Raw genomic sequence first — 21,882 nt, 5'->3', positions numbered from 1 at the left:
GTGTCTCGCGCCGGTTGCCGGGTATGCCGGCAGGGTCAGCGTCGCACCGGCCGAGGGAGGAACACCGTGACGAGCATCCGGGCCCTGGTCCTGAACTGCACCCTCAAGCGGTCCCCCGCCCCGTCGAGCGCCGAGGTGCTCGGGCGCGAGGTGCTCGACGCCCTCGCCGACCAGGGCGTGGCGGGCGACCTGATCCGGGTCGTCGACCACGACGTGCGCTTCGGCGTCTCCACCGACGAGGGCGACGACGACGGCTGGCCGGTCATCCGGTCCAGGCTGATGGCCGCGCAGATCCTCGTCATCGCCACGCCGATCTGGCTCGGTCAGCCGTCCGCCGTGTGCAAGATGGTCCTCGAACGGCTCGACGCCGAGCTCTCCGAGACCGACGCCGAGGGCCGGCTGCTCACCTACGGCAAGGTGGGCGGGGTCGCGGTCGTCGGCAACGAGGACGGCGCGCACCACACCATCGGCGAGGTCCAGCAGGCCCTCAACGAGGTCGGCTTCACCTGCCCCGCGGCGGGCGCCACCTATTGGGTCGGCGAGGCGCTGCACAAGGTGGACTACATCGACGCCCGGCCCAAGCCCGAGACCACGGGACGCACCACCAAGGCGTTGGCGCTCAACAGCGCGCACCTGGCCCGGCTGCTGGCCGAGCAGCCGTACCCGCCGCCGGACACCCGCGACGCCGGGATCGGCCCGAGCCGCGAGCCGGCCTGACGGGTCAGCGCCAGCCGTAGCCGGAGCGCAGGGCCTGCCCGACCCGGTCGAAACGGGCCCGGTCCAATACGGCGCCCTCCCGGCGGATGCCGTCCTCCCGCATGGTCAGCACCCGGTCCAGCCGCACCCAGCTCGGCCGGTTGTCCCGGTCCCACTCGCCCGGACCGAGCGCCAGCCAGTGCCGCTGCCCGTCCCGCTCGCTCTGACTGGACAGCATCAGCCCGAACAGCGTCCGGCTGTGCCGGCCCACCACCAGCACGGGGCGGTCCTTGCCCTGACGCGGGTCGTCCTCGTACTGCACCCAGGTCCAGACGATCTCGCCCGGATCGGCGTGCCCGTCGAGCTCCGGGGCGTACGCCAACTGCCGACGCTGCAACGCCGCGACCTGGCGGGGGCGGGCGACCTGCGCCGGGCCCGGCCCGGGCCGGCGCGGCGACGGGATCACCCCGCCGATACGGGCCGCCACACTCCTGAGAAGACCTGCCACGACCGGCAGCCTATCCCCCACCGGGGCCGCCGGCCCGGGCGGGACAATCCGATGGACCGGGCCCGGACGATCGGCCAGGATCGGCGCCATGCAGGTCCCCGTCCACCAGGTTCGCGCCCGCTTCACCGCCGACACCGTGACCGTGTACCAGGCGTACCCGCCGGAGATCGCCCGCCCGGCGCTGGCCGCCGGCCGCTTCGTGCCGCCGTTCAAGCGGGAACGGATGACCTGGATCAAGCCGTCGTTCCGCTGGATGATGTACCGCTGCGGCTGGGGCACGAAGCCCGGGCAGGAGCGGGTGCTGGCCGTCGAGATCACCCGCGCCGGCTTCGAGTGGGCGCTGACCAACTCGTGCCTGAGCGGCTTCGAGCGCGACCGCCACCAGGACCGGGAGGACTGGTCGCGACGGCTGCGGGCCAGCCCGGTGCGGGTGCAGTGGGACCCGGAACGGTCGCTGCGCCTGGCCCCGCTGCCGCACCGGTCCCTACAGGTGGGGCTCGGCGGCGAGGCGGTGCTCCGGTACGTCGACGAGTGGCTGGTCGGTCTCAACGACGTGACCCCGACCGCCCACGCGGTGCGCGCGGCGCTCGACGCCAGCGACGACACCGCCGCCGGGGCGCTGCTGCCCCCGGAGCGCCCCTACCCGCTGCCGCCCGACGTGGCCGCCGTGATCGGCGCGACGGCGGAGCCGTGAGCCGACCGACGGGGCGATGCCGTACCCCCGGGACGTGCTTGACTGGGGCGTCTGTGCCGGCACGGACAGAGGCGGTGGCGGTGGTCTTCGAGTCACGGACGCGGTCCCTGCCCGCGCGACCGACGGCGGTCCGCGCGGGCGCCCGGCGGCGGGTCGCGGGCACCGCGGCCGTCGTCCTGCTCCTGCTGGCCGGCGCGACCGGTTGCACCGGCAGCGGGCGTCCGCAGCCGCCGCCGGCCGGCGCCGCGTCCGCCACCGCCGCGACGGGTCCGTCCCCCACGCCGACCGTGCCGGCGGTCGAGGTCCGCGACGACCTGGCGGGCCTGTTCCGGCAGGCCGGCCTCCGGGGCACCTTCGTGATGTACGACGTGACGGCCGGGCGCGTCGTCATGGTCGACCGGGCGCGGGCCGAGCGGCGCTTCGTCCCCGGCTCGACGTTCAAGATCGCGCACAGCCTGATCGCGCTGGAGACCGGCGTGGTGCGCGACGAGCGGGAGAAGGTCCCCTACGGCGGTCGGCCGCAGCGCGTCGCCGCCTGGGAGCGGGACATGGGGCTGCGCGACGCGGTCCGGGTCTCCAACGTGCCGGTGTTCCAGGAGCTGGCCCGCCGCATCGGGCCGGACCGGGAGCGGGAGTGGCTGCACCGGCTCGGCTACGGCAACGGCCAGGTCGGGCCGGCCGTGGACCGGTTCTGGTTGGACGGGCCGCTGGAGATCTCGGCCGACGAGCAGGCGCGGTGGCTGGCCCGGCTGGTCCGGGGCGAGCTGCCGGCCGGCCGGGGGCACCAGGCCACCGTCCGGGACATCCTGCGCCTGGAGCGCACCGCCGAGTACGCCCTCCACGGCAAGACCGGCTGGACGGACGCCACCGACCCGGGCACGGGATGGTGGGTCGGCTGGGTCGAGCGCGGCGACCGGCTGTATTGCTTCGCACTCAACGTGGACGTCCACACGGACGGCGACGCCGACAAGCGCCTGCCGCTGGGCCGGCAGCTACTGCACCGCCTCGGCGCCCTGCCCGCCCCCTGACCGTCCGCCCACCGGAGGAGCCCTGATGGCCGACGCCGACACCGAATTCCACAAGATCATTCCGACGCTGCCCGTGCGCGACGTGTCGGCGTCGGTCCGCTGCTACGTCGACACGCTGGGCTTCACCCTCGGCGGCCGGATGGGCGAGGAGTTCGCCTCGGTGTTCCGGGGCGAGGTCGCCGAGGTCAACATCTACCTGCGGCGAAGTCCGGGGGCGTTCACCCCGGCGGAGTGCTTCGTCATGGTCACGGATCCCGACGCGCTGCACGCCGCGTACGCCCGGCGGAACGTGACCGTCGTCGAACCGCCGCGAGACACCGAGTGGGGATACCGGCAGTTCACCATCGCGGACCCGGACGGCCACCTGCTGCACCTCTTCCGCCATCTCGACCGGGCGGGAAGCGTCCCCGACTGAGAACGGTCCGGCGGCAGGCCCGCACCGCGCCGACGCCGGCCACAGCCGACGGCGCAGCGGGGCCGGCGGCGACGACCCACGGCCATGAGGCGGAACCCCTGGCAGGGCGTCGAACAGGTCGCCGGCGCGGCGGAAAGTCGGTTGCCGCACCCGGTCGGCTCCGCAACAGTGTCGTCCATGACGTTCTGACGGGCAGCATCCCCATCGCCGAAGCGCGCGGCACCGACCGGTGTCGTGGTGCCGCGCGTCCATGCCGTCTTAGCGAGAAGCGAGCGTCCTTGTCTCCGCACCAGTCCCTGCCGCAGTCCGCCCCCGCCACCGTCACCGTGTTCGCCTCCCCCACGAGCTGGATCGAGTCCGAGGCCCTGACGCAGTGCCAGCAGGTGGCCGCCCTTCCCGGCATGATCCACGTCGCCGCCATGCCGGACCTGCACCCGGGCAAGGGTGCCCCCATCGGCGCCGCCATGGCGTCGACCGTGCTGTACCCGTTCCTGGTGGGCTCCGACATCGGCTGCGGCATCGCCGTGTTCCCCATCCGGCTCAAACGTGCCGTGCCGGAGCGGCTCGCCGCCCGGTTCCCCGACCTCGACCGCCCCCTCGACCCCGGGCGGGACGCCGACGACCCCGCCTGGGCCGTCGTGGCGGGCGACATTCCCGCCGGCCACGTCGACGGGCTCGGGACGGTCGGTCGCGGCAACCACTTCGTCGAGCTGGCGCGCGTCGACACGGTCTTCGAGCCGGGCCACGCGAGCCGGCTCGGGCTCGACGCGGGCGACCTCGTGCTCATCGTCCACACCGGCTCCCGGGGGCTGGGCGAGCGGATCCTGCGGGTGCACACCGAGGCCCACGGCGCGGGCCCCGCCCCTGATCCCGCCGCCTACCTGGCGGCGCACGACGACGCCGTACGGTGGGGCTCGCTCAACCGGCGGCTGCTGGCCGCCCGGGTCGCCCACGCCCTGGGGGCCGAGCCCACCGAGCCCGTCGTCGACCAGTGCCACAACCTGGTGGAGGTCCACGACGGGGTCTACCTGCACCGCAAGGGCGCGGCGCCGGGCGACGGCCGCGACGTGCTCGTCGCCGGCACCCGGGGCACCGCCTCCTACCTCGTGGCCGCCCACGCCGGCCCGGACGCCAACCACTCGGTGGCGCACGGCGCGGGCCGCAAGATGTCCCGCGCCGACGCCCTGCGGCGCAGCCGGGCCAAGCACACCGTCGAGGAACTGCGGCGCACCCCGGTGGGGTCGCTGGTGGTGTGCGGCGACCGCCAACTGCTCTTCGAGGAGGCGCCCACGGCCTACAAGCGCATCGAACGCGTGATCACGGATCTCGTCGACCACGACCTGGCCACGCCCGTGGCCACCACGGTCCCCCTGGTCACCTACAAGACGCCCGACGCCGGGTCCACCACCCGGTCCGACCGCGGCGACGACCGCCGCAAGCGGGGCCGGCGATGAGCCTGCACCTGCTCGTGTCCGCCGGGCGCGGCCCGCAGGAGTGCGCCTGGGCGCTGGCCCGGCTGCTGCACCGCCTGGAGACCGAGGCCGCCCGGCGGGGCCTGACGACCCACCGGGTCCGCACCGTGCCCGGCGAACGGCCCGACACCTACCGGTCGGCACTGATCCGGATCTCCGGCGACGACGCCGAGGCGTTCGCCGCCTCGTGGACCGGCACCCTGTGCTGGCAGGCCCCCAGCCCCTACCGGGCGAGCACCGGCCGGAAGAACTGGTACGTCGTCGCCCGACCGTGCCAGCTCGACAGCCCGACCACGGCGTTCGCGGAGGCGGACGTCGACATCGTGGCCTGCCGTACCGGCGGCCCCGGCGGCCAGCACCGGAACAAGGTCAGCACGGCGGTGCGGGCGACCCACCGCCCGTCGGGCATCGTCGTGGTGGTCGACACCGAACGGCACTTCAGCCTCAACCGGCGCCTCGCCATCCAGCTGCTGCGACAGCGGATCGCACGCGACGACCAGACCGCCGAGCGCGCCGCCGACACGGCCCGATGGCGCATCCACGACGAACTCGTCCGCGGCGACCCCACCCGCGTCGAACGCCCGGAACCGTCGGGGCGGGAGGCGGGCCCACCGCAGCGGGCACGCCGCGGGCGCTCGCCCCGCCGCCGGGACGCCTCAGCCCCGTGAACGGCGGGCGCCGGCCACCGTCGGCACCGTCACCCGCACACGCTCCTCCTCCGGGCGGCTGTCGATGTCGTCGAGCTGCGTGCGGATGGTCCTCCGCAGGTCGTCGTAGTCGCGGAAGTGGTAGTCGTTGAACAGCGTGTAGCCGGTCCACATCAGGTTGGCGCAGACCCGCGCCGGCACCCGGCCGGTCGCCGCGCCCATGCCGACCAGCGCCACCGACGCGATGCTGCCCGGCTCCCTCTCGTTCTGCGTGTGGATGGCCTGGAACGCGGCGGCGCAGGCCAGCGCCACGTTCAGCGTCTCGCTGACGTCCTGCGCCGACTGCTCCATGGTCGGGGTCGAGATCAGGAACCTGGGGTTGGTGGCCCCCGACGGCACGCAGACGGCGCTGCCCACCGGCATCGCCGCGCCGAACTGGTCGCGGATCGCCCGTTGGACGCGCAGTTGGATCCCCGCCCCGAGGTGCCGCTTGACGACCGCGTCGACGCCGCCGTCCATCCGCCCCCGCGAGTTGGTCGGGCTGACCCAGGCGTCGGCCTGCCGGGTGAGGATCGACCCCTTGTGGATCTCGACCTCGGGGGTGTCGGCGAACGCCGCACGCCACGCCTGCACCACATTCGCGTTGACGTCCGTCAGCACCACCCTGAGCAGCGGCTTCTCGCGGTCGAGGGTCATGGTTCACTCCGGTGGGGAAGAGGTTGTCTCCGACGTGGAGCACGCTATCGCCGCCCACCGACAACCGTCCGCGTCGCGCCACACACGGCGCCCGGCACCCGAACCGCCGGCGCTGGGGGCCGCGCCGGTCGCCGGCGCCGTAACTGTCGCCCGCTGGCGGCAGAATGCCCCCACCTCGATCACCCGTGCCGTCGGACCGGCACGGCCCGCCACTCCGGGAGCCCGCGATGAGCGACACCACCGCCCCCACCCCGCCCGACCCGAACGACCCGCTGGCCCTCGCCGACCTGTTCACCGGCGGCGGCGAGCCGTGGCTGCCGCTGGTCAAGCCGGTCATCGAGGCGCAGCCGGGCGCCGCCACCTTCATCGGCCCGGGCCGCAGCCCGATGGTCGTGCCCGTGCGGGAACTGACCTTCCAGGCGCTCAAGCCCCACCCGCCGCACAAGTGGAAGGTCGTCGTCTTCGGGCAGAACCCCTACCCGCGCAGCGAGAGCGCCACCGGCATCGCCATGTTCGACAACACCTTCCACGACTGGAACGACAGCCAGTTCGGCAGGGTCGTCACCATCCGCTGCATCATCAAGGCGGCGGCGATGTGGAAGCACGGCATCGCCAAGAAGACGCCGATCGCCGACATCCGTGCCCTGCTGCGCGAGCACGACACGGTGCAGCCACCGGAGTGGTTCCAGGCGATGCTCACCCAGGGCGTGCTGCTGTTGAACGCGGCGCTCACCGCCAGCGGCGACGGGGCGATGGCCACCGACCGGCACACCGCGTTCTGGCGGCCGGTCGTCGAGGCCCTGGTCGAGGAGATCCTGAAGGCCAAGCAGCACGCCGACGAGGAGGACCGGGGCGTGGTGTTCGCGTGGTGGGGCGCGCACGCGCGCAGCCTCAAGCGGGTGGTGCAGCGGCTCGAGAAGAAGTACCCGGGCGTGGAGGTCCGCCACCTCGACCACCCCAATCCGGCGGCGCAGGGCGACATCTTCTGCGACGGGAACCACTTCGCCGACGTCAACGAGGCGCTCAGGACGCTGGGCGCCGACGAGATCGACTGGCTGCCCCGCAAGGGATGGAGCGGATCGGCGGCGCACGCGGGCGGCACCGACACGGGCACGGCCGAACGCATGGGGGCGTTCATCGCCTCCACCATGGAGTTGCACAAGCTCTACCTCGAGCGGCTCGCCAGCGTCAAGGACGAGGGGCTGGCCCTTCCCGCGATCACCGGCGTGTCCGCCACCCCGCTGATGGACTTCCGTGCGGCCGTCGCCCCGGTGGCCGCGCTGCTGCCCGGGCTCGACTGGCACGTCGAGCAGTCACACCGGTTCGGCGAGAAGCAGGTCGACGGCGGGGCCGACGCCCTCTCCGCCGACGAGGTCGCAGCCCTCTACCTCTACACCTGCGAGTCGGCCTTCTACCGGCAGATCAACGCCACGCTGCGCCACCCGGACCGTGGCCGGATCGTCCCGTACCTGCCGTACCTTCGGCTGCTGTTCTCGGCCGTGTCACGGCTCCCGGCCCGCACGGAGCCGCTGTGGCGTGGGGTGTCGCTGGACCTGCGGGCGCAGTACCCGCTCGGGCAGACCGTGACGTGGTGGGGCGTCTCGTCGTGCACGTCGAAGCTCGGCGTGGCCCAGGCGTTCCTCGGCGGTCGCGGCAAGCGGACGCTCTTCGAGGTGCTGCCCGTGCGGGCCGTGGGCATCCGGCGGTTCTCCGCCTTCACCGGCGAGGAGGAGGTCATCCTGGCCCCCGGCACGCAGCTCACGGTGACCGACGTGAAGGCGGAGCGCAACGGACTGTGCACCGTCCGGCTGACGGAGCTGGCCGAGGAGCGCATGGTGGCGTGAGCGGCGGCGGCTAGCTGAGGCAGGCGAGGAGTTGGCGGTAGGCCTCGTCCTCCCTGCCGTGCTCGCTGCGCACCACGCTCGTCCCGGGCCGGGCGGCGACGACGGCGAGCAGCCGGTCGTACATCGCCGCCAGCTCGGTGGTCCCGCCATGCCGGTCGAGTAGGCGCTGGGCGTCGAGATGCGCCGGATCCGTGGAGGTACGGCTGCGTTCGGCGAACCGCCACAGCGCGTTCTCCTTGCCGTCGAACAGGACGATCTCGTGGAACCGGGCGCCGGTGTCGTGCGCCACGCGCTCGGCCTGTTCGATGAACTCGGGACGGCCGAGGAACTGCGGAATGATCACGTCGTGGCGGCCGGCCAGGTGTGCCCGGGCCGCCGCCAGCGTGACGGCGCGGGCGAGGAGACCGGCGGGACCGGCGTGATCACGCCACCGCCCGATGAGGTCACGGATCCGGTCGATGTCGAGGTCGAGCGCGAGGGGGTGGTCCTCGACGTACCTGCGGGCCAGCGTCGACTTGCCGCAGCCGGGTGGCCCGTTGAGCACGATCAGGCGTGGCGCCCGCGCGGCAGCCGGCTGGGCCTGGGTCACGACACGCCTCCTCGCTCGGCCCGGCGCCGCCGGGAGGCGCCGCCCGTACGGACGTCCACGATGGTACGGAGCCCACGTGCGGCGTGGGCCGTCCCCGGGTTCGGAGGGACGGCCCACGCCGCACGCGCCGGGGTCAGGAGGACTCGGGCCTCGTGGCGGCCGGTGACGTGCCGGCGGACACGAGGGCCCGCAGTTCCGGGGCCATCGTGGCGCTGTCCGGCTCGCGCCGCAGCTCGCGGAGCAGGCCGACGACCATGCCGACCATGACGAACAGGAACGGCAGCGCGGCGAGGATGGTCAGCGACTGCAGGGCGGACAGTCCGCCGGCGAGCAGCAGCACCGCGGCCACCAGGCCGGTCAGCACGCCCCACATGGAGACGAGCCAGGCCTTCGGCTCCAGGCTGCCGCGCGAGGAGAGCGTGCCCATCACCACCGAGGCGGCGTCGGCGCCGCTGACGAAGAAGAGCGCCACCAGCACCATGACCAGGATCGCGGTGACGGTGAAGAACGGGAACTCCCGCAGGACCGCAAAGAGCGCCGCCTCCGGGCTCTCCTTCACCGCGGCCGACAGGTCGGTGCCGTTGAGTTGCAGGTTGATGGCGGTACCGCCGAACACCGAGAACCAGACGAAGCTGACGAGGCTCGGGATGGCCACCACACCGAGGACGAACTGGCGGATGGTGCGGCCCTTGGAGATGCGGGCGATGAAGGCGCCGACGAACGGGGTCCAGGAGATCCACCACGCCCAGTAGAAGATGGTCCAGCCCGCCATCCACTGCTCGCCGCCGAAGGCGCCGGTGCGGAAGCTCATCGGGATGAGGTCGTAGAGGTAACCGCCGGTCGACGCGGTGAGCGTGTTGAGGACAAAGACCGTCGGGCCCACCACGAGCAGGAAGAACATCAGCGCCACCGCGAGCACCATGTTGGTGTTCGACAGGAACTGGATGCCCCGCTTGACGCCCGTGACGGCGGAGACCACGAACGCCACGGTGAGCACCGCGATGATGCCGATCGCCAGTGGGGTGGACTTCGGCACGTCCCAGAGGTTCGTCAGGCCGCTGTTGATCTGCAGGGCGCCCAGCCCGAGGGAGACGGCCGACCCGAACAGCGTCGCGAAGATCGCGAAGATGTCGATGGCCCGGCCGGGTCCCCGGTTGGCGCGCTCCCCGATGAGCGGGAAGAAGGCGCTGCTGATCAGGCCGCGCCGACCCTTGCGGAAGGTGAAGTAGGCCAGCGCGAGGCCCACCACGGCGTAGATCGCCCACGGGTGCAGCGCCCAGTGGAAGAAGGAGTACTCCATGGCCACCCGCGCGGCCTGCGGGGAGTTCGGTTCGTTGAGGCCACGCGGCGGGGTCGCCAGGTGCGACAGCGGCTCGGCGGCGCCCCAGAACATCAGGCCGATGCCCATGCCGGCGCTGAACATCATCGCCACCCAGGAGACGGTGGAGAACTCGGGCTCGTCGTCGTCGCGGCCGAGCTTGATCCGGCCGTACCGGCTGAGCGCCAGCCAGATCGACAGCACCACGAAGCCGGTGCTGGCCAGCACGAAGACCCAGCCGAACGACCGGACCACCCAGTCGAGCGCGGTGTCGGTGACCGAGGCGAGGTTGTCGGTGGCGACGATGCCCCACGCGACGAAGAGAACGGTCACCGCGGCGGCGACGCCCAGCACCGTCCGGTCGATGCCCTGCGCCGGGCGGCCAGGCTCAGGTGGTGCGTCGCCCGGCGGGGTGTTGTCGTCGGTTGCCGGACCTGTCGCGGACACGGTCATGGTCTGTGGACCTCCGTGGGCTGCCCGGTCCGCGGGCCGCGTTCCCGGCTCCGCGCGCGCCGGTCGGCCCGCATGTCGGGTTGTCCCGCGCCCCGTCCGGGGCCCGGGAACTCGGAAAGTTGTCGCCGCCGGTGCCGACGTCGTTCCGGCGGGCGTCCGGGTCGGCCGGGGCTCGGCCGCCACGGACGTCGGCGACGACCGGCGATCACTCTCGGCGTCGATGTTGGAGGTGACCCTGCGGTCTCATGACAGTCCGGTGACAAAACCGACCGACCCGCGACCACGCGCTGAGTAGTCGTACTCAGGCCGGCGCGTGACGGTTGCGGAATTCTGACTCCATGATTCCGGTCGATGACGTGGAGTGCCACGGGTCAGGGGCATCGACGAGGCGACGGCCTCCCGGTCGACGGCGGGCGCCGGCCGGGCCACGGATCAGGTCCGTCGTCGTCCGCCTGGCCCGGCAGGCGAACATCATGAGCGCGGCCCGGTCCGCCCGGCGCCGCGATCACGTGTACCAGGCCGTCACGCTGACTCTCGCGGTGGGGCTCCTGCCGGTGGCGTTCGTCGTCGCGCGCGGCCGGGCGATGCATGTGGCCTGCCAGTGGGCGCTGGCGACGCGTTTTCCGGCCGAGGACCTGACCGGCCTGACGCCCGCCACGCGCGCGGCCTTCGAGGCCGCCCGGGCGCAGGCCCTGTGGCGCGACGGTGAGTTGATCGGGCTCACGTCCGGGCACCGGACCGCCGAGGAGCAGGCACGCCTGTTCGCCGAGGCGGTCCGGTGCGCCGGGTCCCCGGAGGCGGCCCGGCTGCGGGTACTGCCGCCGCACGAGTCGCGGCACGTCGCGGGCACGGCCCTCGACGTACGGCCCGCCGAGGGCGCGCGCTGGTTGGAGACGTACGGCGCCCGCCACCACCTGCACCGGGTGTACGACAACGAGTGGTGGCACTTCGAGTACCGACCCGGTCGTCGCCCCGAGCGGCTGCCCCACCCGGGTGCCTCGACGCCCCCGACCGTGGTCCCCGCCCGGCCGTCGCGGCTGGTGCGGCTGACCGACAGGAGGTGACGGCGGCCCGCCGAGCGGGCACAGTGAAGCGGTGACCACCGACATCCGTACCCCCCTGGCCCGCTACGCCGACCGCCTGCACGCCGTGATCGGCGACGGGCACCACGTCGCCTCCCCGCTCGGCGCGTGGCTGCTGCTGGCGCTCGCCGCACCGGCCGCCACCGGCCCGACCCGCACCGCCCTGGAGGAGACGCTCGGCACCGACGCGGAGACCGCCGCGCGGGCGGCCCACGCCCTGGTGGCCGCGCCACACCCCCTGGTGCCCTCGGCGACCGCGTTCTGGCACCGACCCGGGATCGAGACGACCGGGCTCGACGGATGGCGGGCGACCCTGCCCGCGTCGACCGCCACCGGACCGGTGCCGGAACAGGACGCCCTCGACGCGTGGGCCCGGACCCACACCCTCGACCTGATCAGGAAGTTCCCGCTGACGGTGACGCCGCAGGTGCTGCTCGTCCTGGCCAGCGCCCTGGCCACTCGGATCTCCTGGGAGGACCCGTTCGAGGTGGCGCCGGCGGGCGCGCTCGGGCCGGGCAGTTCCTGGACCGGCCGGCTGCGCCGGGTGCTGCGCAGCCCCGAGTACGGCCACCAGTGCTGGATCACCGACACCGTGCGGGCCGGCACCGTGGCCGCCCACGCCGCCACCGCCAAGCCGGCGCGGACCGCCGAGGGCACGGCCGGGCTGTCGGTGGTCTCGGTCGCGGCGGCGCCCGAGGTGCCGGCCGGGGACGTCCTCGCCGCCGCCCACGAGGTGGCGGCGGCGGTCGCCACCACCTCGCCGGACCGCCTTCCGGCGGATCGGCGTTCCCTGTTCGACGTCCCGCTGGGCGACGGCCCGATCTGGACCGTGCGTGAGGAGCCGACCCGCACGAACGCGCCGGACGGCCGGGAGGAGCGGCTCACGGCCGTACTGCCGTGCTGGTCGGCCAGGAGCCGGCACGAGCTGGCCGCCCCCGGGTCGGGCTTCCCCGCCGTCGCGGAGGTCTTCGGCGAACTGCTGGGCGCCCCGGGGCTGAAGTTCGAGGCGGCACAGGCCGCCATGGCCCGCTACGGCCGGTACGGCTTCGAGGCGGCCGCCGTCACCGGATTCGCCATGCTCGAGAGCCTTCCGCCGGAGGGGGTGGCCCGGGTGGCCGAGTTGCGCTTCGGCCACCCGTACGCCGTGGTCGCGGTCGCCACCGACAGCCGGGCCGGCGGCACGACCGGCCCGTGGCACGGGCTGCCGGTCTTCTCCGCCTGGGTCGCAAACCCGGAGGAGCTGCCGGAGACCGACGTCGCCGACCGGTAGGCGTCACCTGCCGTCGGCCGCCACGGGGTCGTGCGGCTCGGCCATCGCGACGGCGATCTTGCGAGGGCCGGTGAACGGCTCCCGGCCGTGCGCGGCGGTCATGTTGTCCACGACCAGCACGTCGTCGCGCCGGTAGTCGAAGCGGACGCTGGCCGCCCGGTACGCGGCCCGCAGGTGGTCCATGACGTCGGCGGGTATCTCGCCGCCGTCGCCGTAGTACGTGTTGGCCGGCAGCCCGTCGGTGCCGAACATGGCCAGCAGCCCCTCCTGGAGGTCCTTGGCGAGGGTGCTCACGTGGAAGAACGTGGCGTGGTTGAACCAGCGCGGGGTGTCCGAGCCGGGCCGGTGGTGCACGACGTCGCGCACCGCGCGGGTACGCAGCCCGCCGCCGCCCCGCCACTCCAGCTCGATCCGGTTCGCCGCCGCGTACGCCTCGACCTCGGCCCGGTCGTCGGTGCCGAAGACGTGCTGCCACGGAGTGCCGAAGTCACCGTGGAAGTTGCGCACCAGCATCCAGCGGCGGCGGACGAACTCCTCGCGTACCGCCGGATCGATCTCGGCGTACACCCGGCGGACGTCGGCCAGCGGGGTGGCGCCGCGCGTCTGCGGCGCGGTGATGCAGTAGAAGAACAGCGTCAACGGCCAGCGGGCCTGGTACGAGTTCTCGTTGTGCAGGAAGATCTCCTCGTTCGGCGGGTAGTCGGTCGAGGTGTAGACCCGGCCGGCGATGGCGTGCCGGGGCGACGAACGCTCGGTGTAGACCAGCGGCTCGCCGGAGAGCGCCCGCACCGCCCGGTCGAAGCCCTCGACGCCGCCGACGTCGAACCCGCGGAACAGCAGCCCGCCGTGCTCGACCAGGTCCGCCCGCAGCTCCGCGCGGCGGGCGGCGATCAGCTCGGTCAGCTCGCGGCCGTCGTTCTCGACGACGATCGGCAGCGTGGCGGTCCGGTCACTCATGCTCTCGCTCCTGTCGTCGCCGCCGTCGCCGCGGGCTGCCGCGGAACAGCGGGATGGCGGCCCGGAGGGCGGCCGTGGCGGGGCGGCTCACCCGTGGTGGCGGGTGGCCGCGTCGGTGCGGGCGGCGGTGAGGTCCGCCCGGATCACGGCGAGCAGGTCGGGCAGCCGCTCGTTGAGGAAGAAGTGCCCGCCGTCGATCTCGTGCAGGGTGAAGCCGGCGGCGGTGTGCTCCCGCCAGCCGGCGCTGTGCTCCCGGTAGACGGTGTCGTCGCCGCGCCCGCTGAACGCCACGATCGGCATCGGCAGCGGCTCCTCGGGGGTGTAGCGGTAGTCGTCCACCCGGGCGAGGTCGGCGCGCAGCAGGGGCAGCAGCAGCTCGACCAGCTCCGGGTAGTCCAGCAGCCCCGCCGGCAGTCCGCCGCCGGCCGCCAGGCGACGCAGCAGTTCGTCGTCGTCCACCCGGGACAGCCCGTCGAAGTGGCTGGGCGCGCTGACGTGCGGGGCGCGGGCGCCGCCGACGTAGAGCCGCAGCGGCAGCGGACGCCCGGCGCGGCGCAGCTCGCGGACGACCTCGAAGGCGACCCGGCCGCCCATCGAGTGGCCGTAGATCGCGTACGGGCCACGGGCCCGTTCGGCGATGGCGTGCGCGACGTCGACGACCTTGAACACCGGGTTCTCGCTGATCCGGTTCTCGCGGCCGGGCAGTTGCACCGGCAGCACCTCGACGTCGGGGCCGAGCTCGTCCTGCCAGCGCCGGTAGACGGTCGCGCCCCCGCCCGCGTAGGGCAGGCAGAAGAGTTGGACCGGCGCCGGGTGCCAGCCGCCGGCGGAGAGGAACCAGGTCACCGCGCGCCTTTCGTCGAGAGGGGCCGCTCCGGTGCCGCTGGCGCCGGAACGGGTGGTGGGTCGCTCCGGCGCGCCGGAGCGACCCGGGGTGCGGCGCCCTCCGAGGCATCGGCGGGCCGACCGCGATCGGGCCGACCACCATGCTCCGGGAGGGGCCTCATGATCTGCCTATACCTTCGGGTCGGAAGCAGCATAAGGCTCGACGCTCGCCCGCGAGGATCCGCGTGGCGGGCCGCCGCGACGGTGCGTGGGCGGTGGCGGTGGCCGGTCAGGCGTCGTCGGGTCGGGGGATCGGTTGGGTCATGCCGTCGAAGTCCCGGGGCAGCCGGGCCACCATGTCGCGGAACTCGTCGACGGTGACCGCCTCCCGCAGGGTGGCGAAGACGGCACCGGTTCCCGCCCGGGCGGTGGCCTCGTCCGTCCCGGCCCACTCCCCCACCCGACGCACGAAGTCCGCCGGACCGGGCGCGCCGGGCGGGCCGTCGCCGGCACCGGGGCCCGCGAGGTAGCCGTCGAGTTCGTCGGGGAGGTAACCGGCCGTACCGCCGCTCATCCGTTCCACCATGGTCTGCAACACGGCGCGGGCGATCGTGGCGGCCTGGGCGGTGGGTAGTCCGGCGCGGCGCGACACCGCGTCGACGAAGAGGGGGAACCGCACGGCAGCCTCCTGTCGTCAGCGGCCCCACGCTTACCCGCGCCCGGCACCGGCAAACGACCCCGCCGTCCGGCCGACCCCGGGCGCGGGGCGGTCGACGGACGTCGTACCCGCCGGCTGACCGGGGACGACCCGGCCGGTGTCAGCCGGCCGGGTCGTCGGCGAGGACGTCGAGCAGCAGCGCGGCCGTCCAGCCGAACGCCGGCGAGCCCAGCCCGGCCCCGGTGTCCGGGTGGAAGTACTCGTGGCAGCCGGAGCGGGCCACCAGCTCGATCATCGAGTCGCGCAGGCCGGCCGCCAGGTCCGGGCGGCCGTGGCGCAGCAGCCCCCGGCGCACCAGCCAGTTGACGTTCATCCAGCTCGGCCCGCGCCAGTAGCGCAGCGGCTCGAAGTCCGGCGCGGTGCGGTCGTGGCTGGGCAGCGGCCGGTCCATCCGGGCGGCCAGCCCGAAGCGCGGCGAGCAGGCCTCGGCGACCAGCGCCGACACCTGCCGCGCGGGCAGGTCGGGCAGGACCAGCGGGGCCAGCCCGAGCACCGTCCGGGCCGGCACGAGGCGGTCGGCGCGCAGGTCCCGGGGGCGGAAGGTGCCCGTCGTCGGCTCGTACAGCCGGCGCACCAGGGCCTCGGTGATCCGCGCGGCGCGCTCCCGGTGCGGACCGGGGTCGGCGCCGACCAGCGGCGCGATCCGGGCGAGGGCGTGCTCGGCGGCGCCCATGGCGGCGTTGACCAGCGGGCACTCCACCAGGAACGGGTGCCGGCCGGCGAGGTCGTCGTCGCGGTAGCGGCGCTCGCGGTAGGACGCCACGATCGCGACGTAGCGCGCGTAGTCGAGGTCCGTGGGTCGGTGCGCGGCGTCGGCGTGCGCGGTGTCGTGCCGGCGGTACGCGCGCATGACGGCCGCGTCGGCGGGCACCGCCGCCATCGGCGTGTCCCAGGCGGGGCTGTTGTCCAGCCCGGACTCCCACGGGTGGACGATGCAGGCCAGCCCGCCCCCGCCGACGTCCCGGCGGGTCGCGAGGTAGCGCTGCTGGGCCACCAGCCGGGGATAGAGCCGGCGCAGCGCGGCCCGCGCCTGCTCCGAGGGGCACCGCCGGTACGCGAGCCAGGCGGCGGGCGCGTGCACGGGCGGCTGGATCAGCCCGGAGGTGGCGGCCGCCGGGGCGCCCTCGGCGAGCCCCGACTCCCAGAACTCCGGCCCGGGGAAGTACGAGCCGACGCGCAGGGCCGGGTTGAACACGATGTGCGGCACCCGCCCGTCGACCCACTGGGCGCGGAACAGGCTGGCCAGTTCGCACCAGGCGCGCTCGGGGCGGACGTGGGACCAGCCGATGGCGATGAATGCCGAGTCCCAGCTCCACTGGTGCGGGTAGAGGGTGCGCGAGGGCACCGTGTGGTCGTGTTCCCAGTTGGCGTCGAGGGTGGCGACGGCGAGGCGGCGCAGGGCCCCCCGGTCGTGGGCGCCGGCGTCGACGGCGGTGGGCGGGCCGCCGGCGGTCCCGGTGCTCACGCCGCCGCCTGCCGGGGCTGGGCGTGACGCAGCACGGCGGCGGCCTGGTGCAGGGCGCGTACGGGGTCGCCGCGCAGCCGGCACTCCAGCGCCAGCCAGCCCCGGTAGTCGATCTCCAGCAGGGTGCGGAGCAGCGCCGGCCAGTCGAGGTGCCCGGCGCCGGGCTGGTAGCGGTTGGAGTCGCTGACCTGCACGTGCCCGAGGTACGGGGCGGCGGCTCGCAGCGCCCGGTGCACGTCGTCCTCCTCGATGTTCATGTGAAAGGTGTCCGCCACCACCCGCACCGTGGGCAGCCCGACGGCCGCGCAGAGGGCGACCGCGTCGGCGAGCCGGTTGACCATGTGGTCCTCGTACCGGTTGAGCGGTTCCAGGAAGAGGGTGACCCCCTCGGCGCGGGCGTGCTCCCCCAGCTCGCCCAGGGCGTCGACGAGCACCTGCCGGTCGGCGGCGGGTGGGCGGGGCGGCTCGAACGGCGGCAGCCGCCGGGAGAACATCCCCCACGCGGCCGGGGTCATCGCGCCGACGCCGCCGAGCTCGGCCATCACGGAGAGCTGGGAGCGCAGGTTGCGTACGGCGTCGCGGGAGCGCTCGGGGTCGAAGTCGCCGATGAAGTGGTCCATCTCCACGCAGACGGTGGGCATGACCACCCCGGCGGCGCGGGCCCGGCGCAGCTCGGGCAGCCGGCGGGCGAGGCCGAGGTCGCCGGAGCCGCGCAGCTCGATCGCGTCGTAGCCGAGCGCGGTGGCGAGCGCGTACTTCTGGATCAGGTCGGTGCCCGGCAGGAGCTGCTCCTGGCAGGCCAGGGGAATCGTCATGGGAACCTCAGCACCACTTGGAGGGCGTCCGCGTCACCGCGGTCGAGCAGCGCCAGCGCGTCGGCCACCGCGCTCGCGTCGACGACGTGGCTCACGAGCGGCAGCGGGTCGACGCTGCCCTCGGCCACCAGGTCCATGAAGGTGTGTGCGACGCGGGCCCCGGTCCACCGGCCGGCCATGCCGGGCGCCGGGGTCGGCCCGGAGACCTGGGCCGCCACCAGCTGGATCCGGTTGTGGTGGAACTCCTCACCCAGGCCGAGCCCGTCGGCCTGTCCCTGGTAGAAGCCGGCGGCCACGACGCGACCGGCGTGAGCGGTGGAGCGGATCGCCTCGTGCAGCGCCGGGTACGCCCCGGACAGTTCCAGGCAGACGTCCGCGCCCCGGCCGCCGGTGGCCCGGCGCAGCACGGCCGCGGCGGACTCGGCACCCGCGTCGACGACGATCCGGGCGCCGAGTCGGCCGGCGTGCGCCAGCCGGGCGGGCACCCGGTCGACGGCGACCACGCGTGCGCCGGAGAGGGCGGCGAGCCGGGTGGCGAGCAGCCCGATGACGCCTTGGCCGAAGACCGCGACCCAGTCGCCCAGGTGCAGGTCGCCGGCGAGCACGGCGGTGAGGGCGATCGCCCCCGGGCGGGCGAAGACCGCCGCGAGGGGATCCAGCCCGGCGGGCAGCGGGTGCACCGTGTCGGCGGGCACGACGGCCTCGGCGCGGTGCCCCCAGATGCCCCAGACGACCTGCCCGGCGCGCCGGTCGGCCACGTCGGGCGCGACCTCGATGATCTCGCCGACCTCCTCGTAGCCGAAGCCCACCAGCGGGTACGGCACCGCGGTCTGCCGGGGCACGAACATCCGGCTGACGTCGTCCCAGTCCTTGCTCAGCCGGGGGTTGCTGCCCCGGTAGAGGGTGAGCTCCGTGCCGGCCGAGATGCCGGAGTAGCAGGTGCGGACGCGGACCCGACCGGGGCCGAGCGGATCCGGGGGGCAGGGCTCGAGGCTGATCCGTCGGGGCCCGGCGAGTGAGACAACCCAGTTGACCATGAGTCACATCCCGGTAGCACTGGGCTCCATCGTAGGCAATAAATCGGCATATGTCTTGTAATTGATCAATCGAAGGGGTTGAATCCCTTGTATACCCTTCGAGAGGAGTGCCACCGATGTCAGCACCTCCGATGCGGATACTCGCCGCCACCCTGATCATGGCAGTCACCGGGGCCGGTCTGCTGGGCTGCGGCGACGAAGAATCCGACAACAACAGCAGGAAGATCACCGTGTGGAGCTTGGAGGACGTGGCCGACCGGGTCACCGCCACCAAGGCGATCATCGCGGACTTCACCGCCAGCACCGGCATCGCCGTCGACCTGGTCACCGTGAACGAGGACCAGTTCCCCGCCCTGATCGCCACCAGCGCCGCCGCCGGCGAACTGCCCGACGTGGTCGGTTCGGTGTCGCTCGCCGGCGTGCGCACCCTCGCCGGCAACGAACTGCTGCACTCCTCGGCGAACGCGGAGGTCGTCGAGAAGCTCGGCAGGCAGACCTTCTCGCCGCGGGCCCTGGAGCTGACCGCGGACGACGGCACGCAGCTCGCCGTGCCCAGCGACGGCTGGGGGCAGTTGCTCGTCTACCGCAAGGACCTGTTCGCCGCCGCCGGGCTGCCCGCCCCCGACACGTACGAGAGGATCGCCGCCGCCGCGACGAGGCTCAACACCGGCGGCGTCGCGGGCGTCACCGCCGCCACCGCCCCCGGCGACGTGTTCACCCAGCAGACCTTCGAACACCTCGCGCTGGCCAACAACTGCCAGCTCACCGACGACTCCGGGGCCGTGAAGCTGGACTCCCCGGAGTGCGTCGAGGCGTTCCGGTTCTACGGCGACCTGATGCGCACCAGCTCGGTCAGGGGCGCGCAGGACGTCGACACCACCCGGGCCACCTACTTCGCCGGCAAGGCGGCCATGCTGGTCTGGTCGCCGTTCATCCTCGACGAGCTGGCCGGCCTGCGCGACGACGCCAGGGCGACCTGCCCGCAGTGCCAGGCCGACCCGGCGTTCCTCGCGAAGAACAGCGGCTTCGTCACCGCGATCAAGGGCCCGAACGGCGCCGAACCCGCCCAGTACGGCGAGATCAGCTCCTGGGCCGTGCTCGACGGCGCCGCCGCCGACCCGGCGAGGTCCTTCGTGGAGCACATGCTCGGCGACGGCTACCCGCGCTGGTTCGGCATGTCCCCCGAGGGGCGCTTCCCCGTCCGCAAGGGCACGCCGCAGGAGCCGGAGAAGTTCCTCACCGCCTGGAACACCAGCCAGGCCGGCGTCGACACCAGGAAGCCGCTCGCCGAGGTCTACGGCGAGGAGGTGCTCGCCAGCCTGCGCCGCAGCCCCGACACCTTCCAGCGGTGGGGGCTCACCCAGGGCCAGGGCAAGCTCGTCGGCGCGATCCTCGGCGAGCTGCCGGTGCCCAAGGCCCTGAACGACGTGGTCGCCGGCAAGACCGACGCCGCAGCGGCCGCCGGACGGGCGAAGAAGGACGTGGAGGCGATCAAGGCGGGCGTCAATTGACCACCGCCCCACCGGACACCGGCCGCTCCCCCGCCCGGGAGCGGCCGGCCCCGGCCCGCCGCCGCAGACCACTGACCCTGCGCCGCCGCGAGTCCCGCGCCGGGCTCGCGCTGGTCGCCCCGACCCTGCTCGTCGTGGTCGCCGTGATCGGCATCCCCATCGTCTGGACCGTCGTGCTGGCCTTCCAGCGGGTACGCCTGGCGACGCTGCGGCGTACCGGGCTGTTCGGCGAGTTCACGATGGACAACGTCCAGCGGGTGCTGAATACCCCGGGCTTCGCCGACACGCTGTGGACCACGCTGGTCTACGCCGTGGCCAGCACCGCCGGCTCGATCGTGCTCGGCCTGGTGGCGGCGCTGGTCGTCCGCCGGCCGTTCCGGGGTCGCACCCTGGTGCGCGCGTCGATGCTGCTGCCGTACGTGGCGCCGGTGGTCGCGGTCACCTTCGTCTGGCAGGTGATGCTCGACCCCCAGCTCGGCATCGTCAACGACTGGGGCCGGCGGTTCCTCGGCTGGGACACCCCGGTGCCGTTCCTGTCCCAGGAGTCGACGGCCCTGGCCACGGTCGTCGCCTTCGAGGCGTGGCGCTACTTCCCCTTCGCGTTCCTGTTCCTGCTCGCCCGGCTCCAGGCGGTGCCGGGCGAACTGGAGGAGGCGGCCCGGGTCGACGGGGCCACGCCCACCCAGCGGTTCCGGCACATCCTGCTGCCGCAGCTGCTGCCGGTGATCGGCCTGCTGGGGGTGCTGCGCTTCATCATGACGTTCAACAAGTTCGACGACGTCTATCTGCTCACCGGCGGGGCCGCCGGCACCGAGGTGGTCAGCGTCCGGGTCTACGAGTTCCTGACCGCGCGTACGGACATCGGCGCGGCGGCGGCGCAGGCGGTCGTGCTCGCCGTGGTGCTCATCGTGTTCGTGGTGGTGTACCTGCGCTTCTTCGGCGGACGGAGGGACGGCTGATGGACCGGGACCGGATCGAGACGGTGGGCCTGCGCTGGCTGCGCCGGCTGGTGATCGCCGCGTTCCTGCTGGTCACCGTCTTTCCCTTCTACTACATGCTGGTGCTCTCGGTGCGCCCCATCGAGCGGCTGCTGCTCGACCCCGGCTCGCTGGTCGTGGGGCTGGGCGAGCTGACCTTCGACACGTACGCCGAGGTGGTGAAGGCCGTCGACGACGGCGGCCAGGGTTTCCTGACCTTCATGCGCAACAGCGGCCTGGTCGCCGTCGCGGCGACGCTGCTGACGCTGGCCGTGGCGATCCCCGGCGCGTACGCGGTCGCCCGGCTGCGGTTCTTCGGCCGGCGGCAGGTCGACTTCCTCTTCCTGGCGGTCTACCTGTTCCCGTCGATCGTCATCGCCATCCCGCTCTTCGTGGTCTTCACCCGGGCCGGGCTGCGCGGCTCGCTGCTCGGCCTGGTGCTGGTCTACATCTCGCAGACCCTGCCGGTCTCGGTCTACATGCTGCGCAACTACTTCGAGACGATCCCGGTCAGCCTGGAGGAGTCGGCCGCCATCGACGGCGCCGGGCGGCTCGGCATCATCCGCCGGGTAAGCCTCCCCCTGGCGGCGCCGTCCATCATGGCCGTCGCCCTGTACGACTTCATGATCGCCTGGAACGAGTTCCTCTTCGCCCTGCTGTTCCTGGTCGACAAGCCGCACCGGTGGACGGTGTCGCTGGGGCTGGCGCAGCTCGCGGACGGCGTCGAGGTGCCCAAGACGGTGCTGATGGCCGGCTCGGTGATCCTCACCCTGCCCATCGTGATCCTCTTCTTCGCCAGCGAGCGCCTGCTCACCGAGGGGCTCACCAGCGGGGCGGAGAAGGGCTGAGGCGGCGGGCGGGGTTG

22 protein-coding genes are annotated in these 21,882 nt (G+C 73.7%); 12 read left to right on the top strand and 10 right to left on the bottom strand.

What is annotated here, in order from left to right:
* The first annotated feature begins 66 nt into the window (after positions 1-66).
* The gene (locus tag ACLQ20_RS08820; protein WP_425854945.1) at positions 67-717 is read left to right on the top strand and encodes a flavodoxin family protein; all 651 of its coding nucleotides are present in this window, start codon (positions 67-69) and stop codon (positions 715-717) included.
* A 4-nt stretch (positions 718-721) separates the two neighbouring features.
* Here the strand turns inward: ACLQ20_RS08820 and ACLQ20_RS08815 are convergent, their stop codons facing one another.
* Complete coding sequence (locus ACLQ20_RS08815) at positions 722-1,204, bottom strand: type II toxin-antitoxin system PemK/MazF family toxin (RefSeq protein WP_425854943.1); 483 nt, start codon at positions 1,202-1,204, stop codon at positions 722-724.
* 88 nt (positions 1,205-1,292) lie between these two features.
* Between ACLQ20_RS08815 and ACLQ20_RS08810 the strand changes: the two genes are divergently transcribed.
* The 5 genes from ACLQ20_RS08810 (at position 1,293) to prfH (ending at position 5,481) form a co-directional block, all read left to right on the top strand.
* Entirely contained in the window at positions 1,293-1,898 is a 606-nt protein-coding gene (locus ACLQ20_RS08810; protein WP_425854942.1) for a DUF4291 domain-containing protein, read from the top strand.
* Positions 1,899-1,951: 53 nt separating this feature from the next.
* Positions 1,952-2,926 carry a class D beta-lactamase gene (blaOXA, locus tag ACLQ20_RS08805; RefSeq protein WP_425854940.1) on the top strand — a complete coding sequence of 325 codons (975 nt, stop codon included), beginning with the start codon at positions 1,952-1,954 and terminating at the stop codon, positions 2,924-2,926.
* Positions 2,927-2,951: 25 nt separating this feature from the next.
* Positions 2,952-3,341: a bleomycin resistance protein gene (locus tag ACLQ20_RS08800; RefSeq protein ID WP_327028088.1), complete on the top strand. Its 390-nt coding sequence runs from the start codon at positions 2,952-2,954 to the stop codon at positions 3,339-3,341.
* Positions 3,342-3,619: 278 nt separating this feature from the next.
* Positions 3,620-4,795 carry an RNA ligase RtcB family protein gene (locus ACLQ20_RS08795; RefSeq protein WP_151456390.1) on the top strand — a complete coding sequence of 392 codons (1,176 nt, stop codon included), beginning with the start codon at positions 3,620-3,622 and terminating at the stop codon, positions 4,793-4,795.
* The gene (prfH, locus tag ACLQ20_RS08790; protein WP_327028086.1) at positions 4,792-5,481 is read left to right on the top strand and encodes a peptide chain release factor H; all 690 of its coding nucleotides are present in this window, start codon (positions 4,792-4,794) and stop codon (positions 5,479-5,481) included. The genes ACLQ20_RS08795 and prfH overlap by 4 nt, the downstream gene beginning before the upstream one ends.
* On the opposite strand, the gene ACLQ20_RS08785 is transcribed toward prfH, so the two are convergent.
* A complete protein-coding gene (locus ACLQ20_RS08785; RefSeq protein WP_327028085.1) occupies positions 5,470-6,156 on the bottom strand; it encodes a macro domain-containing protein in 687 nt (228 codons plus the stop codon). The genes prfH and ACLQ20_RS08785 overlap by 12 nt on opposite strands.
* Before the next feature lie 227 nt (positions 6,157-6,383).
* On the opposite strand from ACLQ20_RS08785, the gene ACLQ20_RS08780 reads away from it, so the two are divergent.
* Positions 6,384-8,000, top strand: coding sequence for an ADP-ribosyltransferase domain-containing protein (locus tag ACLQ20_RS08780; protein ID WP_327028084.1), 1,617 nt, complete (start codon positions 6,384-6,386; stop codon positions 7,998-8,000).
* 10 nt (positions 8,001-8,010) lie between these two features.
* On the opposite strand, the gene ACLQ20_RS08775 is transcribed toward ACLQ20_RS08780, so the two are convergent.
* Positions 8,011-8,589 carry an AAA family ATPase gene (locus tag ACLQ20_RS08775; RefSeq protein WP_151454681.1) on the bottom strand — a complete coding sequence of 193 codons (579 nt, stop codon included), beginning with the start codon at positions 8,587-8,589 and terminating at the stop codon, positions 8,011-8,013.
* Positions 8,590-8,722: 133 nt separating this feature from the next.
* A complete protein-coding gene (locus tag ACLQ20_RS08770; protein WP_151454682.1) occupies positions 8,723-10,360 on the bottom strand; it encodes a BCCT family transporter in 1,638 nt (545 codons plus the stop codon).
* A 473-nt stretch (positions 10,361-10,833) separates the two neighbouring features.
* On the opposite strand from ACLQ20_RS08770, the gene ACLQ20_RS08765 reads away from it, so the two are divergent.
* Both ACLQ20_RS08765 and ACLQ20_RS08760 read left to right on the top strand, forming a co-directional pair.
* The gene (locus tag ACLQ20_RS08765; RefSeq protein WP_425854936.1) at positions 10,834-11,424 is read left to right on the top strand and encodes a D-alanyl-D-alanine carboxypeptidase family protein; all 591 of its coding nucleotides are present in this window, start codon (positions 10,834-10,836) and stop codon (positions 11,422-11,424) included.
* A 31-nt stretch (positions 11,425-11,455) separates the two neighbouring features.
* Positions 11,456-12,712 carry a hypothetical protein gene (locus ACLQ20_RS08760; protein ID WP_358122792.1) on the top strand — a complete coding sequence of 419 codons (1,257 nt, stop codon included), beginning with the start codon at positions 11,456-11,458 and terminating at the stop codon, positions 12,710-12,712.
* 3 nt (positions 12,713-12,715) lie between these two features.
* Here ACLQ20_RS08760 and ACLQ20_RS08755 read toward each other — a convergent pair whose 3' ends face one another.
* The 6 genes from ACLQ20_RS08755 to ACLQ20_RS08730 all read right to left on the bottom strand — a co-directional run bounded on the left by ACLQ20_RS08755 (position 12,716) and on the right by ACLQ20_RS08730 (position 18,529).
* Positions 12,716-13,669 (bottom strand): TauD/TfdA family dioxygenase, encoded by a 954-nt coding sequence (locus tag ACLQ20_RS08755; protein ID WP_151454685.1) that lies wholly within the window; start codon positions 13,667-13,669, stop codon positions 12,716-12,718.
* An 87-nt stretch (positions 13,670-13,756) separates the two neighbouring features.
* On the bottom strand, positions 13,757-14,515 hold the full coding sequence (locus ACLQ20_RS08750) for a thioesterase II family protein (protein WP_151454686.1): 759 nt from the start codon (positions 14,513-14,515) through the stop codon (positions 13,757-13,759).
* Between the two features lie 268 nt (positions 14,516-14,783).
* On the bottom strand, positions 14,784-15,173 hold the full coding sequence (locus tag ACLQ20_RS08745) for a DUF2267 domain-containing protein (RefSeq protein ID WP_425854933.1): 390 nt from the start codon (positions 15,171-15,173) through the stop codon (positions 14,784-14,786).
* Positions 15,174-15,312: 139 nt separating this feature from the next.
* Positions 15,313-16,677, bottom strand: a complete 1,365-nt coding sequence (locus ACLQ20_RS08740) for an MGH1-like glycoside hydrolase domain-containing protein (RefSeq protein ID WP_425854930.1) — start codon at positions 16,675-16,677, stop codon at positions 15,313-15,315.
* Positions 16,674-17,492, bottom strand: a complete 819-nt coding sequence (locus ACLQ20_RS08735) for a TIM barrel protein (protein ID WP_425854928.1) — start codon at positions 17,490-17,492, stop codon at positions 16,674-16,676. Before ACLQ20_RS08735 ends, ACLQ20_RS08740 begins: the two co-directional genes overlap by 4 nt.
* Positions 17,489-18,529: a zinc-dependent alcohol dehydrogenase gene (locus ACLQ20_RS08730; RefSeq protein ID WP_151454689.1), complete on the bottom strand. Its 1,041-nt coding sequence runs from the start codon at positions 18,527-18,529 to the stop codon at positions 17,489-17,491. Before ACLQ20_RS08730 ends, ACLQ20_RS08735 begins: the two co-directional genes overlap by 4 nt.
* Before the next feature lie 116 nt (positions 18,530-18,645).
* Between ACLQ20_RS08730 and ACLQ20_RS08725 the strand changes: the two genes are divergently transcribed.
* Genes ACLQ20_RS08725 through ACLQ20_RS08715 form a run of 3 tightly spaced genes read left to right on the top strand, consistent with a single transcriptional unit; the run spans position 18,646 to position 21,865 of the window.
* A complete protein-coding gene (locus ACLQ20_RS08725; RefSeq protein ID WP_425854926.1) occupies positions 18,646-20,040 on the top strand; it encodes an ABC transporter substrate-binding protein in 1,395 nt (464 codons plus the stop codon).
* Positions 20,037-20,999, top strand: coding sequence for a carbohydrate ABC transporter permease (locus ACLQ20_RS08720; protein ID WP_358122008.1), 963 nt, complete (start codon positions 20,037-20,039; stop codon positions 20,997-20,999). Before ACLQ20_RS08725 ends, ACLQ20_RS08720 begins: the two co-directional genes overlap by 4 nt.
* Positions 20,999-21,865 (top strand): carbohydrate ABC transporter permease, encoded by an 867-nt coding sequence (locus ACLQ20_RS08715; protein ID WP_132240245.1) that lies wholly within the window; start codon positions 20,999-21,001, stop codon positions 21,863-21,865. Before ACLQ20_RS08720 ends, ACLQ20_RS08715 begins: the two co-directional genes overlap by 1 nt.
* The last annotated feature ends 17 nt before the right edge of the window (positions 21,866-21,882 follow it).

The organism is Micromonospora sp. DT46 (assembly GCF_049841735.1).
GTDB lineage: Bacteria > Actinomycetota > Actinomycetes > Mycobacteriales > Micromonosporaceae > Micromonospora > Micromonospora reichwaldensis.
This window is presented reverse-complemented; position numbering and strand designations above follow the sequence as displayed.